The following is a 15804-nucleotide window of genomic DNA, read 5'->3' as shown; positions in this document are numbered from 1 at the left end:
AGCACGAAATGACCGCCACCGTAGGCGCCTCAGCCTCAGCAGTCCAGGAACACAAGTCCCACCTGCGGACCCTCGTCGGCACCGGCATCGGCAACGCCGTCGAATGGTACGACTGGGCCATCTACGCCACCTTCGCCCCGTTCATCGCGAGCGCCCTCTTCAGCAAGTCCGATCCCACCTCGGCCATCCTGTCCACGCTGGCGATCTTCGCCGTCGGCTTCGTGGCCCGGCCCTTCGGTGGCTTCGTGTTCGGCTGGATCGGCGACCGGATCGGCCGCAAGACCTCCATGACCTTCGCCGTCGCCCTCGGCGCCTTCGGCAGCCTGCTGATCGGCATCGCTCCCACGTTCGAGTCGGTGGGCGTGTTCGCCTCGATCATGCTGCTGCTCGCCCGCCTCATCCAGGGCCTGGCGCACGGCGGCGAGCTGCCGTCGTCCCAGACGTACCTGTCAGAGATGGCCCCCAAGGAAAAGCGCGGCTTCTGGGCCACGCTCATCTACACCTCGGGCACCGTGGGCATCCTGTTCGGAACCCTTCTGGGCGCCGTCCTTTCCGGAGTGCTGAGCAAGGCCGACATGGCCGCGTGGGGCTGGCGCATTCCATTCCTCATTGGCGGCGCCTTGGGCGTGTACGCCTTGGTGATGCGGGCACGGATGAAGGAGACCGAGGCCTTCGAAGCGGAGACCGTTAAGGAGAAGCACGAGCCGATGTGGCCGCAGATCTTCCGGCACCGCAAGCAGGCGCTGCAGGTCATCGGCCTCACCGTGGGGCTCACGGTCATCTACTACGTCTGGGGCGTGGTGGCACCGAGCTACGCCTCCACCACCCTCAAGATGGACCGCGGCGCCGCGCTGTGGGCCAGCGTGGTGGGCAACATCGTGTTCATCGCCGCGCTCCCCTTCTGGGGCCGGCTCTCGGACCGGATCGGCCGCAAGCCCGTGCTGATTGCCAGCGCCGCCGGTTCCGCCCTCATGCACTTCCCGATGACCTGGCTGCTGAAGGATTCCCCGTGGCAGCTGGCCGTCGGCATGTCCGTGATGCTGTTCTTCATTGCCGGTGCCGCCGCGATCGTCCCGGCCGTGTACGCCGAGCTGTTCCCCACCAAGATCCGCACCGTGGGCGTCGGCGTCCCCTACTCCATCTGCGTTGCGGCGTTCGGCGGCACCGCCCCGTACCTGCAGACCTGGCTGGCAAGCATCGGCCAGGGCGGCCTGTTCAACGTCTACGCGATCGTGCTGCTGGCCGTGGGCATCGCGTTCGTGTTCACCATTCCGGAAACGAAGGGCAAGGACCTGACGCACTAGGGGCTCTGCAAGGGCTTACAGGGCCCGCGGCACTCCGTCTTCCACGGAGCGCCGCGGGCCTTCCTGTTAAGGCTCCTGTCTTCAGCCGGTTGCCATGAAGGGCCCGGTTGGAAGTAATAATGCGCTTCCAGACACCAATCGGTGATGCTCGTCACAGATTCTTGCAGCCTAAGGACGAAAATTGCTTATGAGTCACAGTTAGTTGTATTAGGAAGTCGAAGCCTGCCCCTACGTTGGGCGCATGAACAACACCCCTTACGACGTTGTAATTGTTGGTGGAGGCCACAACGGCCTCACGGCGGCCGCCTACCTGGCGCGGGCGGGCAAGGACGTGCTCCTACTGGAGCGCGATGACCATCTGGGAGGCGCTGCGGTCTCCGCCACCGCCTTCGAAGGTGTGGAAGCCCGCCTGTCACGGTATTCCTATTTGGTCAGCCTGATGCCGAAGCAGATCATCGAGGATCTGGGCCTGGACATCGAACTGGCCCGCCGCCGCTACTCCTCCTACACCCCGGTGCCCGGCAACACCGCCGCCGGGCTGCTGATCGACGGGGCCGACGCCGACGCCACCCGCGGATCCTTCAAGCGTGTAGCCGGCAACGACGCCGACTTCGACGCCATGCGGGAATTCAATACCGACACCGAGCGCCTGGCCCGGGCCCTGTTCCCCACCTTCTGCGGACCGCTGCCGAGCCGCTCCGAAGCCCGCAAGCTGCTCGACGACGACGCCCTGTGGGACGAGCTCATCGAACAACCGCTCGGCCAGGCCATCGCCCGGCGTTTCGGGAACGACGTCGTCCGCGGCGTGGTGGCGACCGACGCGCTCATCGGCACCTTCACGTCGCTGGACGACCCGTCACTGGATGCCAACCGCTGCTTCCTCTACCACGTCGTCGGGAATGAAACCGGCGACTGGGACATCCCGATCGGCGGCATGGGCGTCGTCTCCCGCGAGCTCGAACGCGCGGCCCGGGAGGCCGGGGCGAGGCTGGTCACCAGTGCCGAGGTCACCTCGATCTCCGCCGACGGCGGTGTCCGCTACCGCCTTGACGGCGAAGAGCACGCAGTGGAGGGACGGCACGTCCTGACAAACATTGCTCCGTGGGTGCTCAACGGCCTGCTGGGCCACGCCGGTGAGGGCACCGTGGAGTCCGCGCGGCCCGAAGGCGCCCAGGTCAAGGTCAACCTGCTGCTCGCACGGCTACCCCGGCTCAACGACAAATCCGTGGCACCCGAAGCCGCCTTCGGTGGAACGTTCCACATCAACGAAGGCTACGGACGCCTCGAGGAAGCCTTCCAGGAAGCACTCCGGGGCGCCATCCCGAACCCGCTGCCCTGCGAGGTCTACTGCCACTCCCTGACGGACCCGAGCATCCTCTCGCCGGAGCTCGTGGAAGCCGGGGCACAGACGCTTACCGTCTTCGGCCTGCACGTTCCCGACCGATGGATCACCGAGGAGAACAACGACGCACGCCGCGAAGAACTCCAGGCAGCGGTGCTCGCGTCACTGAATTCGGTGCTCGCCGAGCCGATCGAGGACCTGATCCTCAAGGACGCCAACGGCAATCCGTGCATTGAAACCAAGACCACCCTGGACCTTGAGCACGCCATCAACATGCCCGGCGGCAACATCTTCCACGGTTCCCTGCAGTGGCCGTTCCTCGAAGACGAAGCACCGCGGAACACGGCGGCCGAACGCTGGGGCGTCAGCACCGGGAACCCGCGCATCCTCGTCTGCGGTTCCGGCGCCCGGCGCGGCGGCGGCGTGAGCGGCATCGGCGGCCACAATGCGGCAATGGCCGTCCTGGAAAACCTCGCCGATCAGTAAGCGCCGGCAGGCCGGGCGCACTCCGGCCTGCCGCCCCTTTTTCACCAGCAGTCAGTCCCTCGAAGCAAAGGAGCATCAACGATGCCGCTCCGTTCCCGTTCAGCCTCCACCATCGCCGCCCTGGGCCTCGCGGCCGCGCTGGCCCTCACCTCCTGCACCAACGCCTCGGAGACGGCGCCCGCCGGGCCCGCCGCCTCCGGCGGCGCAGCTGCGGCCTTTGATCCCACGACGGTTGCCAAGGATGATGCCCTCGCGGAGATGGTCCCCGCGGCCATCAGGTCCAAGGGCACTCTGACCTTCGGCTCGGACACCACCTACGCCCCGGCCGAGTTCCTCGGACCGGACGGTCAGACCGCGGTGGGCTACGACGTCGACCTCGCCAAAGCAATCGCCGCGAAGCTGGGCCTGAAAGCCCAAGTGCAGACTGCAGAGTTCGCGGGGATCCTGCCCTCGCTGGGCCCCAAGTTCGATCTGGGCATCTCCTCCTTTACGGTCAACCCGGAACGCCTCAAGGCCGTGAACATGGTGAGCTACTTCAACGCCGGGGTCCTGTGGGCGGTCCAGAAGGGAAACCCAAAGAACATCAGCCTGGATGACCTCTGCGGCAAGACCGTCGGCGTCCAGACCGGCACCATCCAGGAGAACCCGGATGTCTCCGGACGTTCGAAGGCATGCGTCGACGCCGGCAAGCCCGCCATCAACGTTGTCTCCCTGAAGAACCAGGCCGACGTCACCACCCGCCTGGTCAACGGCGGCATCGACGTCATGGCAGCCGATTCGCCGATCATCGGTTACGCCCTATCCCAGACCGGAGACCAGCTGCAGACCCTTGGCGAGGTCTACGACGCCGCACCCCAGGGCATCACGGTCGCCAAAAGCGACACAGCACTCGCCGAGCTGGTGACCAAGACGATGAACAGCCTCATCGCCGACGGCAGCTACACCAAGATCCTCAAGAGCTGGAACAACACCGAGGGCGCCGTTACCAAGTCCGAACTCAACCCGGCAGTGTCCCAGTGACGCAGGCCGGCACAAGCACCTGGGCGCCGGAGCGCCAGCCGCACAGTCCGGCGTCGGATACCGAAGAACCAGCGCCGCACGCCGGGGCTCCGGTCCTAAACAACCCCGTCCTCAACAACGCCGTCCCGGTAAGGCACCCCGGCCGCTGGATCAGCGCCGTCGTCATCCTTGGCCTCGTGGCCCTCATGCTGCAGAGCATGGTGACCAACCCGAATTTCCGTTGGGAAATCGTGGGCACCTACATCCTGGACGTCAAGGTGGTCCAGGGCATGGGGTGGACCCTGCTGCTGACCGTGGCGTCGATGGCCATTGCGGTCGTGCTGGCCATCCTGCTTGCCGTCATGCGGCAATCGGACAACCCGATTTTCCGCTGGTCCAGCTGGCTGTGGGTGTGGTTCTTCCGCGGCACTCCGGTCTACACCCAGCTGGTCTTCTGGGGCCTGCTCGCGGTGCTCTACCCGAAGATCAGCGCTGGCGTCCCGTTCGGCCCGGAACTGTTCGACCTCAGCACCTCGTCCATTATCACCCCGATTGCGGCGGCTATCCTGGGCCTCGCCCTGAACGAATCGGCCTACCTGGCCGAGATCTTCCGTGCCGGATTGAAGTCCGTGGACAAGGGCCAGACGGAAGCCGCCGAAGCCCTTGGTATGAGCGACGCCAAGATCATGTGGCGGATCATCCTGCCGCAGGCCATGCGCATCATCGTTCCGCCCACCGGCAACGAAACCATCGGCATGCTCAAGACCACTTCCCTGGTCCTGGCCGTGCCCTTCACCCTGGACTTGACGTTCGCGACCAACGCCCTGGCCAACCGGACCTACCAGCCCATTCCCCTGCTGATCGTCGCGGCGATCTGGTACCTGGTGATCACCAGCCTGTTGATGGTGGGCCAGCACTACCTGGAGGCCTACTACGGCAAGGGGGTCGACTCCGGCCAGGCGGCTGTGGCGGTCAACCCGGCGGCCGCCCGGGCCGCCGCTGCCGTGGCGGCACCACAGCAGAGCCCGGGCACGGACCTTCCCAAGGAGGAGGCAAAATGACGATGATCGCCGAAAAGCCGCTGGTGCGGATCGAAGGCCTGCACAAGTACTACGGCCAGCACCACGTCCTGCGCGGCATTGACCTGACCGTGAAGCAGGGCGAGGTGTCGGTGGTGATCGGGCCCTCCGGCTCCGGCAAGTCCACGATGCTGCGCTGCATCAATCTGCTGGAGACCATCAGCGCCGGGCGCATTTCCGTGGACGGCCAGTTGATCGGCTACCGCGAAGTCAACGGCCGCCTACACGACCTCAAGAAGAAGGAGATTGCCGCCCAGCGCCGGGAGATCGGCATGGTCTTCCAGCGGTTCAACCTGTTCCCGCACAAGACGGCCCTGCAAAACGTCATGGAGGCGCCCACGCAGGTCAAAAGAAAGGGCGAGGATTTCGCCCGGACCCAGGCCCTTGAGCTCCTGGACCGGGTGGGCCTGGCCCAACGTGCCAACCACTATCCGGCCCAGCTCTCCGGCGGACAGCAGCAACGCGTGGCAATCGCCCGCGCCCTGGCCATGGAACCCGGTCTGATGCTCTTCGACGAACCGACCTCGGCCCTGGACCCCGAGCTTGTGGGCGACGTGCTCAACGTGATGAAGGACCTGGCGAAGTCCGGCATGACCATGATCGTGGTGACCCACGAGATCGGCTTCGCCCGTGAAGTGGGCGACACCCTGACCTTCATGGACGGCGGCGTGGTGGTGGAATCGGGCGATCCCCGTGAAATCATCGCCAACCCGCAGCATGACCGCACCAAGGAGTTCCTCAGCCGCGTCCTTTGAGGCGCGCTCCCTGACCTTCTTTGGCGCAGCGAAGCCCGCGACACACCGTGATGCACGGCGTGTCGCGGGCTTTCGTGTTTCAAAAGGGGTCAGGAATTGCGGGCCCCGATAGCCGCGGGCACCCGGCCCAGCAGAACGTCCATCAGGTGCGGGGCGAAGTCCTGCTCAAGCTCCAGGACCACGCGGCAGTGGGCGCCTGGCTGCTCCGGGTAGCCCACGTGCATGCCGCGCAGGTCGCAGACCGTCTGGCCGCGGCCGGGGCCGTTGCCGGCGTCGACCTCGGCGTGGACCACCGGCGCCGTCCTCAGCGCGACGGCGTCGAGCGCGACGGCGGCTGCGAGGGGATCGTGCATGGCGGAGCATGCCCGGCCGAAGATGCCCTCGTAGAAGCGGTAGTAGTAGCCCAGCATCTCACCCAGGGCCCGGGCCACCGGATTTTCCGAGGCGAGGAGCTCCAGGCGGTGTTCCTCTTCCAGGACGTTGGCCATGGTGACGTCCAGCGGGACCATGGTGACGTTCCACGGGGCGGCGAGGACTTCGCGGGCGGCCTCGGGGTCGTTGGCGATGTTGGCCTCGGCCACCGGTGTGATGTTGCCCGGGACCATCGCGGCGCCGCCCATGAGGGTGATACCGGCAACGAGTTCCGGCAGGCGCGGCTCCAGGCGCAGGGCGTGGGCAATGTTGGTCAGCGGGCCGATCGCCACGACCTTCAGCTCGCCCGGATACTCGTTGGCCAGGCGGACCAGCATCTCGGCCGCGGTTTCGTCCATCTGAGCGGTCCCGGACGTGGGCAGCACGACGCCGCCGATTCCGTTGGCCCCGTGCACGTGCGGCGCACCGCCGTCGAACGCTCGTACGAGCGGGTCGTGCGCGCCCACGGCCACCGGGATGTCCGGGCGGCCGGCCAGTGCCAGCAGGTCCAGGGTGTTCACGGCGCCGACGGCGGCGGAGACGTTTCCGCTCACGCTGCCGATGCCCACCAGCTCGGCCGACGGCGAGGCCAGAAGATAGGCCAGGGCCAGGGCGTCATCGATGCCGGTGTCGCAGTCCAGGTAAAGGGGCGTGGGAGTCATGTGGGGTGTCCTTCTGTGAAACGGAACGTGCGTGATTATGCTGCGTGCTCGCCGTCGGGCGCGGGGACCAGCAGGCTGACGAGGAACGCGGCTGCGGTGATGCCCACCGAAATCCAGAGCGCGGCGGCGTAGCCGCCCGGGGTGCCAAGACCCACGAAGGGGGCCACGAGCACGACGCCGAGGCTCGCCCCCGTGCCGAAGGAGGCGCCGTTGATTCCAGGCAGCGAGCCCGGGGCTTCCTTGGGCGAAAGCAGCACGGAGAGCCCGTTGATGGAGGTGAGGAAGAAGCCATTGTAGAAGATTCCGAGGGCGGCGACGGCGGCCAGCACGGCCCACTGGTTGTCGGCGAAGAGGGCGGCGGCGATGGCGCACACGAGGCTGAGGGCCGTGCCGATGCGCAGGGTCTTGATCCAGCCGGTGCGGCTCGTAAGCCAGCCGGCGAGGGGTGCGGCGAACACACCGATGAGCGCGGCCGGGGTCAGGAACAGCAGGGCCGAGAGGGACGCGCTGAGGCCGAAGCCGCTGGGGCCGTCCTGGCTCAGGAGCACCACGGTGAAGTTCATGATGGCGAAGATGCCGGCAAGCGTCAGCACGGTGGTGGCGATGACGGTCCAGACGTTGCGGGAACGCAGGTGGTGGACGGCGATGAGCGGGGAACTGCGGCGCTTTTCGGCGGCGACGAACGCGATGAAGGACGCGATGGTTGCGGCGAGCAGCAGGAGGGCCTCCACGGAAACCCAGCCGGCGGAGGAACCTGTGCTGACAAAGTAGCTCAGGCAGACCAGGAAGACCGAAAGGAAGGCGGCACCCCACCAGTCCATGCGGCCGCCGGTTGCTGCGGCCGTCGCAACGGCGCCGCCGGCCGGGACCACGCGGATGATGCACACGGCGGCGATGGCAGCGAGTGCCAAGACCACCAGGAAGATCGACTGGAAGCCGAAGGCCTCGGTCATGAGGCCACCGACGTAGCCGTCAAAGCCGGCGACACCGCCATTGACCGCGGCGATGATGCCCACCGAGGTGCCGAACACCTTGGCGTCGAGGTTCTCGCGCAGCACGATGTAGGCGAGCGCGAAGATGGCGCTGGAGACACCCTGCAGGAAGCGGCCCACGATCAGGACCGGCATGCTCGGGGCGACGAGGCAGAGGACCGTTCCGACAGCCATCACGGTGAGCACGAGCAGGAGTGCCCGGCGGCGGCCGATGAAGTCGCTCCAGCGGCCCATGATGGGGCCGGAGATGGCGCCGGCCAGGAAGAACATGGACTGGACCTGTGCCACGGCCCCGGCGTCTGCGCCGAAGTGTGCGCCGATCTGCGGCAGTGCGGGGGTGACCATGCTCGCGTTGAGCTGGAAGGACAGCACACCGAGCAGGAGCGTGATGATGAGCGTGGTGGCCTTGGCGCCGTGCTGGCCGGTGTTGTGCTGGGCGGCGCCGTGAAGAACGGCGTCCGTCTCGGTGGCGCTGGCCGCGTCCGGCGCGGGCGTAGTTGGGGTGATCACAGCAAACTCCCTTGTTTGGCAGGGGCGGGCGTCCCTGGCTGGCTATGAGTTGTTATACAAGCACGTATTACGAGCAAGTACAACATCAAGTTGTGATTATGACTACACTGTCCCTACCGAGACGAAACGAGGCCTCATGACTGACAATGACGTCCGCCCCTGGGCTGGCCCCCTCCGCAACCAGCCGGGGCTGCCCCTGCGCGTGGCCGCCTATTCGCGCATCGCGGAGGCCATCCGGCGGGGCACCCTGCGCCCCGGATCCCTGCTGCCCACCGAAACCGAACTCGGCACGGCCATGGAAGTCAGCCGCACAGTGGTCCGGGAGGCACTCATGCTCCTGGAGGAAGACGGGCTGGTCCGTGCCAAGCGCGGCGTGGGCCGCTTCGTCTCGGAGTCCCTCCCCCGACTCGGCGTCGAACGCATCCAGCCCTTCGAGGACCTCCTCGCAATCCCGGACCACCCCGTCTCGCTCGAACGGATCCAGGCAGTCCGCCAGCCGGCGTCGGAATTCATCGCCCCCGGCATCGGCGCCGAAATGGACCAGGAATGCCTCCTCTGGGAAACCGTCATCTCCCGGGACGGCGAGAAGATCGCCCACCTGCAGGAACACATCTCCACCCATCCCGGCACCCCCGGCGGACGCGAAGACGTGGCCGCGGCCCTCGCCGTCGGGCCCGGAAGCGGGACCATGCTCACGGCGCTCACGGCGGCGCTGGGCCCGACGCTCGGTCCCGGCCGCTGCGACATCGGCCTGACCACAGCGGGACCCAGCCGCGCGAAGCTCCTGGACCTCCGCGGCACCGACTCCGTCATGGTCCTCACCCAATACGTCCAGCGCGACGGCGCCCCGTTCTATCTGGCCAAGTGCCTCGTCACCGCCAGGGCCGGGCACCTCTCCGTCCGTCAGTCCTGACCACTCCCCCCCGCTCCGCCCAGCAAGGAACCCCATGAATCCCTCCACCACCAAGCCCCTCACCGTCCTCGGCAGCATCAACCTGGACATCATCGCCACCGCCGGACGCCTCCCCACCGCCGGCGAAACCATCGGCGACGGCACCCTGAGCCGGCAACCCGGCGGCAAGGGAGCCAACCAGGCCGCCGCGGCCGCCCGCCTTGACGGCGCCGCGCGCATGATCGGCGCCGTAGGGAACGACGACGCCGGCCGGGAGATGCTGGATGCCCTCACCTCCGCGGGGGTGGACGTGGCCGACGTCGCGCGCCGCTCGACGCCCACAGGCACGGCGCTGATCGTCGTGGACAGTGAGGGCGAGAACCAGATTGTGGTGTGCCCCGGAGCGAACGCCGAGGTGGCCCTGGACGGCGTCGCCTTTGCAGAGGACGAGATCGTACTGTCCCAGCTTGAGGTGGGCCTGGACATCGTGGTCGAGGCCGCCCGCCGGCACCCGGGCTACTTCGCGCTCAACGCGGCACCGGCGCAGCCGCTCCCGGCGGAGCTCGTGCAGCGCTGCGACCTGCTCATCGTCAACGAGACCGAGTACGAGCTCATCCCGGAACTGTCCGAGGCCCGGCTGGTTGCCGTGACCTACGGCAAGGACGGATCGGCCCTCTTCCGCGACGGCAAGGAGGTGGCGCGCGCGGCCGGACTGTCGGCCAAGGTGGTCAACACGATCGGCGCCGGCGATGCCTTCTGCGCCGCGTTCGTCCTGGGCCTGCGCAACGGCCTCTCCGATGAACAGGCGCTCGCGGCCGCCAACGCCGTGGGTGCCGACGCTGTCGGCCAGGCCTCCTCGCAGCCGGAACTGGGACGGCTTGAAGGCTACGTGACGGCTGTCTAAGCCAACCCCAACTAGGTAGCATTTGTTGTCGTTATGAGGGCCCAAAACGACAACAACTGCGACCTAGTTGGGGACGAATCGGCGAAGGCCTAGCCGCCCACATACCGGTTCCGGCCCGCCCGGTAGCCGAACACGGCGGCCAGGGACCCCACCACGAGGAACAGCACGCCGGCCGCGGCGAAGCCTCCCGTGGCCTGGTGCAGCTGGCCCACCATGAGGGTCCCCGTGGACCCCAGTCCGTAGCCGACACCCTGCATCATGCCGGACAGGTGTGCGGCGGTGTGCGCGTCCCGGGTGCGCAGCATGATCATGGTCAGTGCCACGGCGGTCAGGCTCCCCTGGCCCAGCCCCAGCAGCCCCGTCCACACCCAGATCAGCTCCGTGGGTCCGAAGATGCTCAGGGCGAAGCCGCCGCCGGTCATGAGCGCCACCACGGCGTTGATGGTGCGCTGGTCCTTGAAACGTGCCGCCAGGCCCGGCGCCAGGAAGGAGCCCAGCATCTGCAGGACGATCGAGACGGACACGATCAGCCCGGCCGTGCCGCCGTCGATTCCGCGGTCGCGCAGGATCGGCGCCAGCCAGGCGAACACGCTGAAGGACATCATGGCCTGCAGGGCCATGAAAATGGTCACCTGCCAGGCCACGGCCGAGCGCCACACATTGGTCCCGCCGGCCGCCACGCCGTGGCGGACCGGACGCTGGCGGAGCGCCAGCGGCAGGAAAAGCAAGAGCACGACGCCGGCGGGCAGCGCCCAGAACCAGAGCGCCGATGTCCAGTGCCCGGCAGCTGTGAAGACGGGGTAGGTGAAGCCGGCACCGAGGGCCGCCGAGGCGCAGATGGCCGTCGTGTAGAGCCCGCCCATGAGGCCGAGCCGGTGCGGGAAGTCGCGCTTGACTAAGCCCGGAAGCAGCACGTTGCAGAGGGCGATCGCTGCACCGCAGGCGGCCGTCCCGAGGAGAAGCGCCGTCAAGTGGCCGCCGGCGAGATCCACGGGGCGCAGTAGCAGCCCGGCCGTCAGCACCGCCATGGCCCCCAGCAGCACCCGTTCGGCGCCGAAGCGGCGGGCCAGGACCGGGGCCAGCGGCGCGAACACGCCCAGCAGGGTGACCGGCACGGTGGTGAGCACCACCACCGCCCAGCCCGGCAGGCCGGCGTCGGCGGTGACCTCCGGCAAGACCGCCGAAAAGCTCGAGAACACGGTCCTCAGGTTGAGGCCGATCAGGACCAGGCAGATCCCCAGGAAAACGAGCCCGCGGCGCGTGGTGACGCGGGTGGGCGCGGCGGCGGGGACGTCGTCGATCTCGGCGTCGACGAGCAGTTCAGAGGCGGCTGCGTGGGGTTTCTCGGGAAGCGTCACACTCCCCATTCTCGCAGTCGCACCACCCCCGCAACGTCCGGCACCGCATCCTCCGTCCCTCAACATCTGACCACTTTCCGGCCCATTGGTAGCGCTGCACACGTGTTCACTTTGCCCTCAGGCTTCAAAGATGGTTGCTTGTTGCGGGACCTCTGGCCGCACCGCCCGCAGGTATTCTGGAAGGGATGAGTGAAACCCCAGATTCCCCCGACACACCGCGCCCCGTGACCCCCGGAAGCCAGGCTTCCTTCGGCACCTACGGCGGCCGGCCGGTCAGTTTTGTGCGCCGCGGCACCCGCCTGCAGGGCCGCCGCCAGGCCGCCTGGGAAGAGCACGCGGACCGCTGGGCCATCCAGGTACCGCGGCATGTCGCCAACACGTCCGTACACCCGGACTACACGTTCGACGCCGAGGAAGTGTTTGGCCGCAAGGCTCCCCTGATCGTCGAAATCGGCTCCGGCCTGGGCGACGCCGTCTGCCACGCCGCCGAACAGAACCCGGACAAGGACTTCCTGGCCGTCGAGGTCTACACGCCCGGGCTCGCCAACACCATCATCAAGATCAACAGCCGCGGCCTGACCAACGTGCGCGTGGTCGAGGCCAACGCCCCCGAGGTCCTCGAATCCATGCTCCCGGCCGGATCCGTGAGCGAGCTCTGGGTCTTCTTCCCGGACCCCTGGCACAAGGCCCGGCACCACAAGCGCCGCCTCATCCAGCCCGCCTTTGCCGGCATCGCGGCCAAGGCCCTGGAAAAGGGCGGCTTCTGGCGGATCGCCACCGACTGGTCCAACTACGCCGTGCACGTGCGCGAGGTCCTGGCCGGTTCCACCGAGTTCGAGAACATGCACGAAGGCGAGCGGAGCGGCACCGAGAGCCCCCTCACCCAGGTGTGGGAATCCGGCGTCGAGTCCATGGTGGGCGGCGCTCCTGTCAAGGCAGGCCGCGCCCCCGTCAGCACGGAACACACCGGACCCAACGAGGGCGTGGACCATGTGGGCGGCTGGGCTCCGCGCTTCGACGGCCGCATCCGCACCAGCTTCGAGGGCAAGGCGCACGAAGCCGGCCGCATGATCTTCGACCTCACGTACCGCAAGATCTAGCCAGCACGATGGTGGCCGGCCCGTTGGCGGCCGGCCCGCCCCTTGCGGGCCCGCTGCTGATGCGGACCCGCAAGGCACGTTTCGGTGTTGCTTAGACCAGCGTGGCTGTTGCCGGCAGGGGTTCCAGCGGCACGTGCCGCACGGCGCCCTTGTCTGCCGAAAGCGCGAAGGCCGCGTAGGCGCGCAGCGCGGGTGAGACGGCGCGCTCACGGTTGCGGGGCTGGTAGCCGGTGCTCGCTTCCAGCAGCGCACGGCGGCGGTCAAGTTCGTCGTCGGGCACTTCCACGGTGATGGAGCGGGAGGGAATGTCGATGGAAATCGTGTCCCCGTTCTCGACGAGCGCGATGGCCCCTCCTGCGGCAGCCTCGGGGGAGATGTGGCCGATCGACAGTCCCGAGGTACCGCCGGAGAAGCGGCCATCGGTGATCAGGGCGCACTTCGCGCCCAGCCCCAGACCCTTCAGGAACGACGTCGGGTAGAGCATTTCCTGCATGCCGGGGCCGCCGCGGGGTCCTTCGTAGCGGATGACGACCACGTCGCCGGCCACGATCTGCTTGCTCAGGATGGCTTCCACCGCGGCATCCTGCGATTCGAAGACCACGGCCGGGCCGGAGAACTTGAAGATCGATTCGTCCACGCCGGCGGTCTTCACCACGCAGCCATCCACCGAGATGTTGCCCCGGAGCACGGCCAGGCCGCCCTCCACGGTGTGGGCGTTTTCGATCGAGCGGATACAGCCGTTCTCGTCATCGGTGTCCAGCGTGTCCCAGCGCTCGGACTGGGAGAAGGCCGTGGCAGAGCGGACGCAGCCGGGGGCCGCGTGGAACAGTTCGACGGCGGTATCGGTGGCCTTGCCGCCGCGGATGTCCCAGTCGTTAAGCCAGGAGCGGAGATCGGTCCCGTGCACGGAGCGCACATCGTGGTTGAGCATTCCGCCGCGGTCAAGTTCACCCAGGATGGCCGGGATGCCGCCGGCGCGGTGGACGTCCTCCACCAGGTAGTCGCCGTTGGGGGCCACCTTGGTCAGGCACGGGGTGCGGCGCGAGATCGCGTCGATGTCTTCAAGGGTGAAGTCGAGCTCGGCCTCCTGCGCCGCGGCGAGCAGGTGCAGGATGGTGTTGGACGAACCGCCCATGGCGATGTCCATGGTCATGGCGTTCTCGAACGCGGCGCGGCCTGCGATGGCGCGCGGCAGCACGGATTCGTCGTCGTCGGAGTAGTAGGCGTTGGTGATGTCCACGATCGCTTTGCCGGCGTCCTGGTACAGCTCCTTGCGGGCCGTGTGCGTGGCCAGGGTGGTGCCGTTGCCCGGCAGCGAGAGGCCGAGCGCCTCGGTGAGGCAGTTCATGGAGTTGGCCGTGAACATGCCCGAGCAGGAACCGCAGGTGGGGCAGGACGTTTCCTCGATGCGCAGCAGATCCTCGTCGGAGACGGAGTCGTTGACGGCATCGGCGATCGCGGAGATCAGGTTCAGGCGCTTGCGCACGGTGCCGTCCACCAGGACGGCGGTGCCGCCTTCCATGGGGCCTCCGCTGACAAAGACGGTGGGGATGTTCAGGCGCATGGCCGCCATCATCATGCCGGGGGTGATCTTGTCGCAATTGGAGATGCAGATCAGGGCATCGGCGCAGTGCGCGTTGACCATGTACTCCACCGAGTCGGCGATCAGATCCCGGGAGGGCAGCGAGTAGAGCATGCCCCCGTGGCCCATCGCGATGCCGTCGTCGACGGCGATGGTATTGAACTCGCGCGGGATGCCGCCGGCCTCGATGATGGCGTCGGAGACGATGCGTCCCACCGGCTGGAGGTGGGTGTGTCCGGGGACGAATTCGGTGAAGCTGTTGGCGACGGCGATGATCGGCTTTCCGAAATCGGCGCCATTGACGCCGGCAGCGCGGAGCAGAGCGCGTGCGCCGACCATGTTGCGGCCATGGGTGACTGTTCGTGAACGTAGAGGAGGCATCAAACCAGTCAATCAGTGAAAGGGCCAGCGGTGGAAGTCGGTGCTGGTACTAGTAGTGGCAGTGCTAGATTTTTGGAATGAGTGATGAACGACGGCGGGAGCTGGGGCAGTTCCTGCGTGACCGGCGCGGGAACCTGGTCCGGGCGGAACTGGGGCTGCCGCCCATCGGGCGCCGCCGCACCCAGGGACTGCGCCGCGAGGAGGTCGCCTCTTTCGCCGCGGTCAGCGTCACCTGGTACACCTGGCTGGAGCAGGGCCGGGAGATCAACGCCTCCCGTCAGGTGCTCGAGGCCGTTGCCCGCGTGCTTCGCCTGACAGGCGCCGAGAGGTCGTATCTGCTCGCACTAGGCGGATACGCTCCCGTGCCCGCCGCGGAAATGGCCACGATCGAGGCGGCCCCGGCGCACCTGCAACGGCTCCTGGATTCCCTCGACTTCCCGGCCTTCGCCGTGGCCCCGGACTGGGGAATCACCGGCTGGAACCGGGCCTACGCCGGCCTCTACTCCCCCATCGCGTCCGTGGACCCGGCCGAGAGGAACCTGCTCTGGCTGATCTTCACGGATCCGCACCTGCGCGAGATGCTGCCCGACTGGGAAGAAACCTCACGCCATTTCGTGGCCGAGTTCCGGGCCGAGGCCGGTGCCCGGCTCGGATCGGCCGCCCACACCGCCCTGATCAGCCGGCTGGGCACGGCCAGCCCGGAATTCGCCCAGCTCTGGGCCGACCGCGGCGTGGAGCGGTTCGCCTCCAGGCAACGGGTCTTCCTGCACCCGGTCTTGGGCGAACTGGTCTTTGAACAGCACCGCCTGGTGCCCTCGGACGCGCCGGAACTGCACCTGGTCATGTACGCCCCGGCGCCGGGCACGCCCACCGCACAACTGATGCCGGCCCTGGTGGCCGGCTAGCGCGGAGGTCCCTTCCCAACACTCGCAAGCTCGTGTCGGGGCCCTCGGGACGCCGCTTGGTCCTGCACGCAGGCCAGGCCGTGCTTTGCGCGCACTCCGGGCAGCGGCTATCCTGTGTGATGTGTCACTCCACGGTGGCACG

The 15804-nt window shown here is 67.7% G+C and carries 13 protein-coding genes; 9 read left to right on the top strand and 4 right to left on the bottom strand.

From position 1 onward, the window contains the following. Nucleotides 1-8 precede the first annotated feature (8 nt). From J1902_RS12955 to J1902_RS12935, 5 genes are all read left to right on the top strand, one after another. On the top strand, nt 9-1304 hold the full coding sequence (locus J1902_RS12955) for an MFS transporter (protein ID WP_207616675.1): 1296 nt from the start codon (nt 9-11) through the stop codon (nt 1302-1304). A 241-nt stretch (nt 1305-1545) separates the two neighbouring features. Beyond that, nucleotides 1546-3132, top strand: a complete 1587-nt coding sequence (locus J1902_RS12950; RefSeq protein ID WP_207616673.1) for a phytoene desaturase family protein — start codon at nt 1546-1548, stop codon at nt 3130-3132. An 81-nt stretch (nt 3133-3213) separates the two neighbouring features. Next, nucleotides 3214-4152: an ABC transporter substrate-binding protein gene (locus J1902_RS12945; protein WP_207616672.1), complete on the top strand. Its 939-nt coding sequence runs from the start codon at nt 3214-3216 to the stop codon at nt 4150-4152. 149 nt (nt 4153-4301) lie between these two features. Beyond that, entirely contained in the window at nt 4302-5192 is an 891-nt protein-coding gene (locus J1902_RS12940) for an amino acid ABC transporter permease (RefSeq protein ID WP_307794454.1), read from the top strand. Further along, complete coding sequence (locus tag J1902_RS12935; protein ID WP_278253642.1) at nt 5189-5965, top strand: amino acid ABC transporter ATP-binding protein; 777 nt, start codon at nt 5189-5191, stop codon at nt 5963-5965. Before J1902_RS12940 ends, J1902_RS12935 begins: the two co-directional genes overlap by 4 nt. Before the next feature lie 89 nt (nt 5966-6054). Here the strand turns inward: J1902_RS12935 and J1902_RS12930 are convergent, their stop codons facing one another. Continuing rightward, nucleotides 6055-7038, bottom strand: a complete 984-nt coding sequence (locus J1902_RS12930) for a nucleoside hydrolase (protein WP_207616668.1) — start codon at nt 7036-7038, stop codon at nt 6055-6057. Between the two features lie 35 nt (nt 7039-7073). Beyond that, a complete protein-coding gene (locus tag J1902_RS12925; RefSeq protein ID WP_307794445.1) occupies nt 7074-8540 on the bottom strand; it encodes an MFS transporter in 1467 nt (488 codons plus the stop codon). A 136-nt stretch (nt 8541-8676) separates the two neighbouring features. Between J1902_RS12925 and J1902_RS12920 the strand changes: the two genes are divergently transcribed. Both J1902_RS12920 and J1902_RS12915 read left to right on the top strand, forming a co-directional pair. Beyond that, on the top strand, nt 8677-9453 hold the full coding sequence (locus J1902_RS12920; RefSeq protein WP_207616666.1) for a GntR family transcriptional regulator: 777 nt from the start codon (nt 8677-8679) through the stop codon (nt 9451-9453). Between the two features lie 34 nt (nt 9454-9487). Then, the gene (locus J1902_RS12915; RefSeq protein ID WP_207616664.1) at nt 9488-10336 is read left to right on the top strand and encodes a PfkB family carbohydrate kinase; all 849 of its coding nucleotides are present in this window, start codon (nt 9488-9490) and stop codon (nt 10334-10336) included. Nucleotides 10337-10425: 89 nt separating this feature from the next. Here J1902_RS12915 and J1902_RS12910 read toward each other — a convergent pair whose 3' ends face one another. Continuing rightward, nucleotides 10426-11703 (bottom strand): MFS transporter, encoded by a 1278-nt coding sequence (locus J1902_RS12910; protein ID WP_207616663.1) that lies wholly within the window; start codon nt 11701-11703, stop codon nt 10426-10428. Between the two features lie 176 nt (nt 11704-11879). Here J1902_RS12910 and trmB point away from each other — a divergent pair, with 176 nt between their 5' ends. Continuing rightward, nucleotides 11880-12794, top strand: coding sequence for a tRNA (guanosine(46)-N7)-methyltransferase TrmB (gene trmB / locus J1902_RS12905; protein WP_207616661.1), 915 nt, complete (start codon nt 11880-11882; stop codon nt 12792-12794). 91 nt (nt 12795-12885) lie between these two features. Here the strand turns inward: trmB and ilvD are convergent, their stop codons facing one another. Next, nucleotides 12886-14757 carry a dihydroxy-acid dehydratase gene (gene ilvD, locus J1902_RS12900; protein ID WP_207616659.1) on the bottom strand — a complete coding sequence of 624 codons (1872 nt, stop codon included), beginning with the start codon at nt 14755-14757 and terminating at the stop codon, nt 12886-12888. A 77-nt stretch (nt 14758-14834) separates the two neighbouring features. On the opposite strand from ilvD, the gene J1902_RS12895 reads away from it, so the two are divergent. Beyond that, nucleotides 14835-15662 (top strand): helix-turn-helix transcriptional regulator, encoded by an 828-nt coding sequence (locus tag J1902_RS12895; protein WP_207616657.1) that lies wholly within the window; start codon nt 14835-14837, stop codon nt 15660-15662. Nucleotides 15663-15804: the final 142 nt, after the last annotated feature.

The sequence above is a fragment of the Arthrobacter cavernae genome, from assembly GCF_017368795.1.
Classification (GTDB): Bacteria; Actinomycetota; Actinomycetes; order Actinomycetales; family Micrococcaceae; genus Arthrobacter; species Arthrobacter cavernae.
This window is presented reverse-complemented; position numbering and strand designations above follow the sequence as displayed.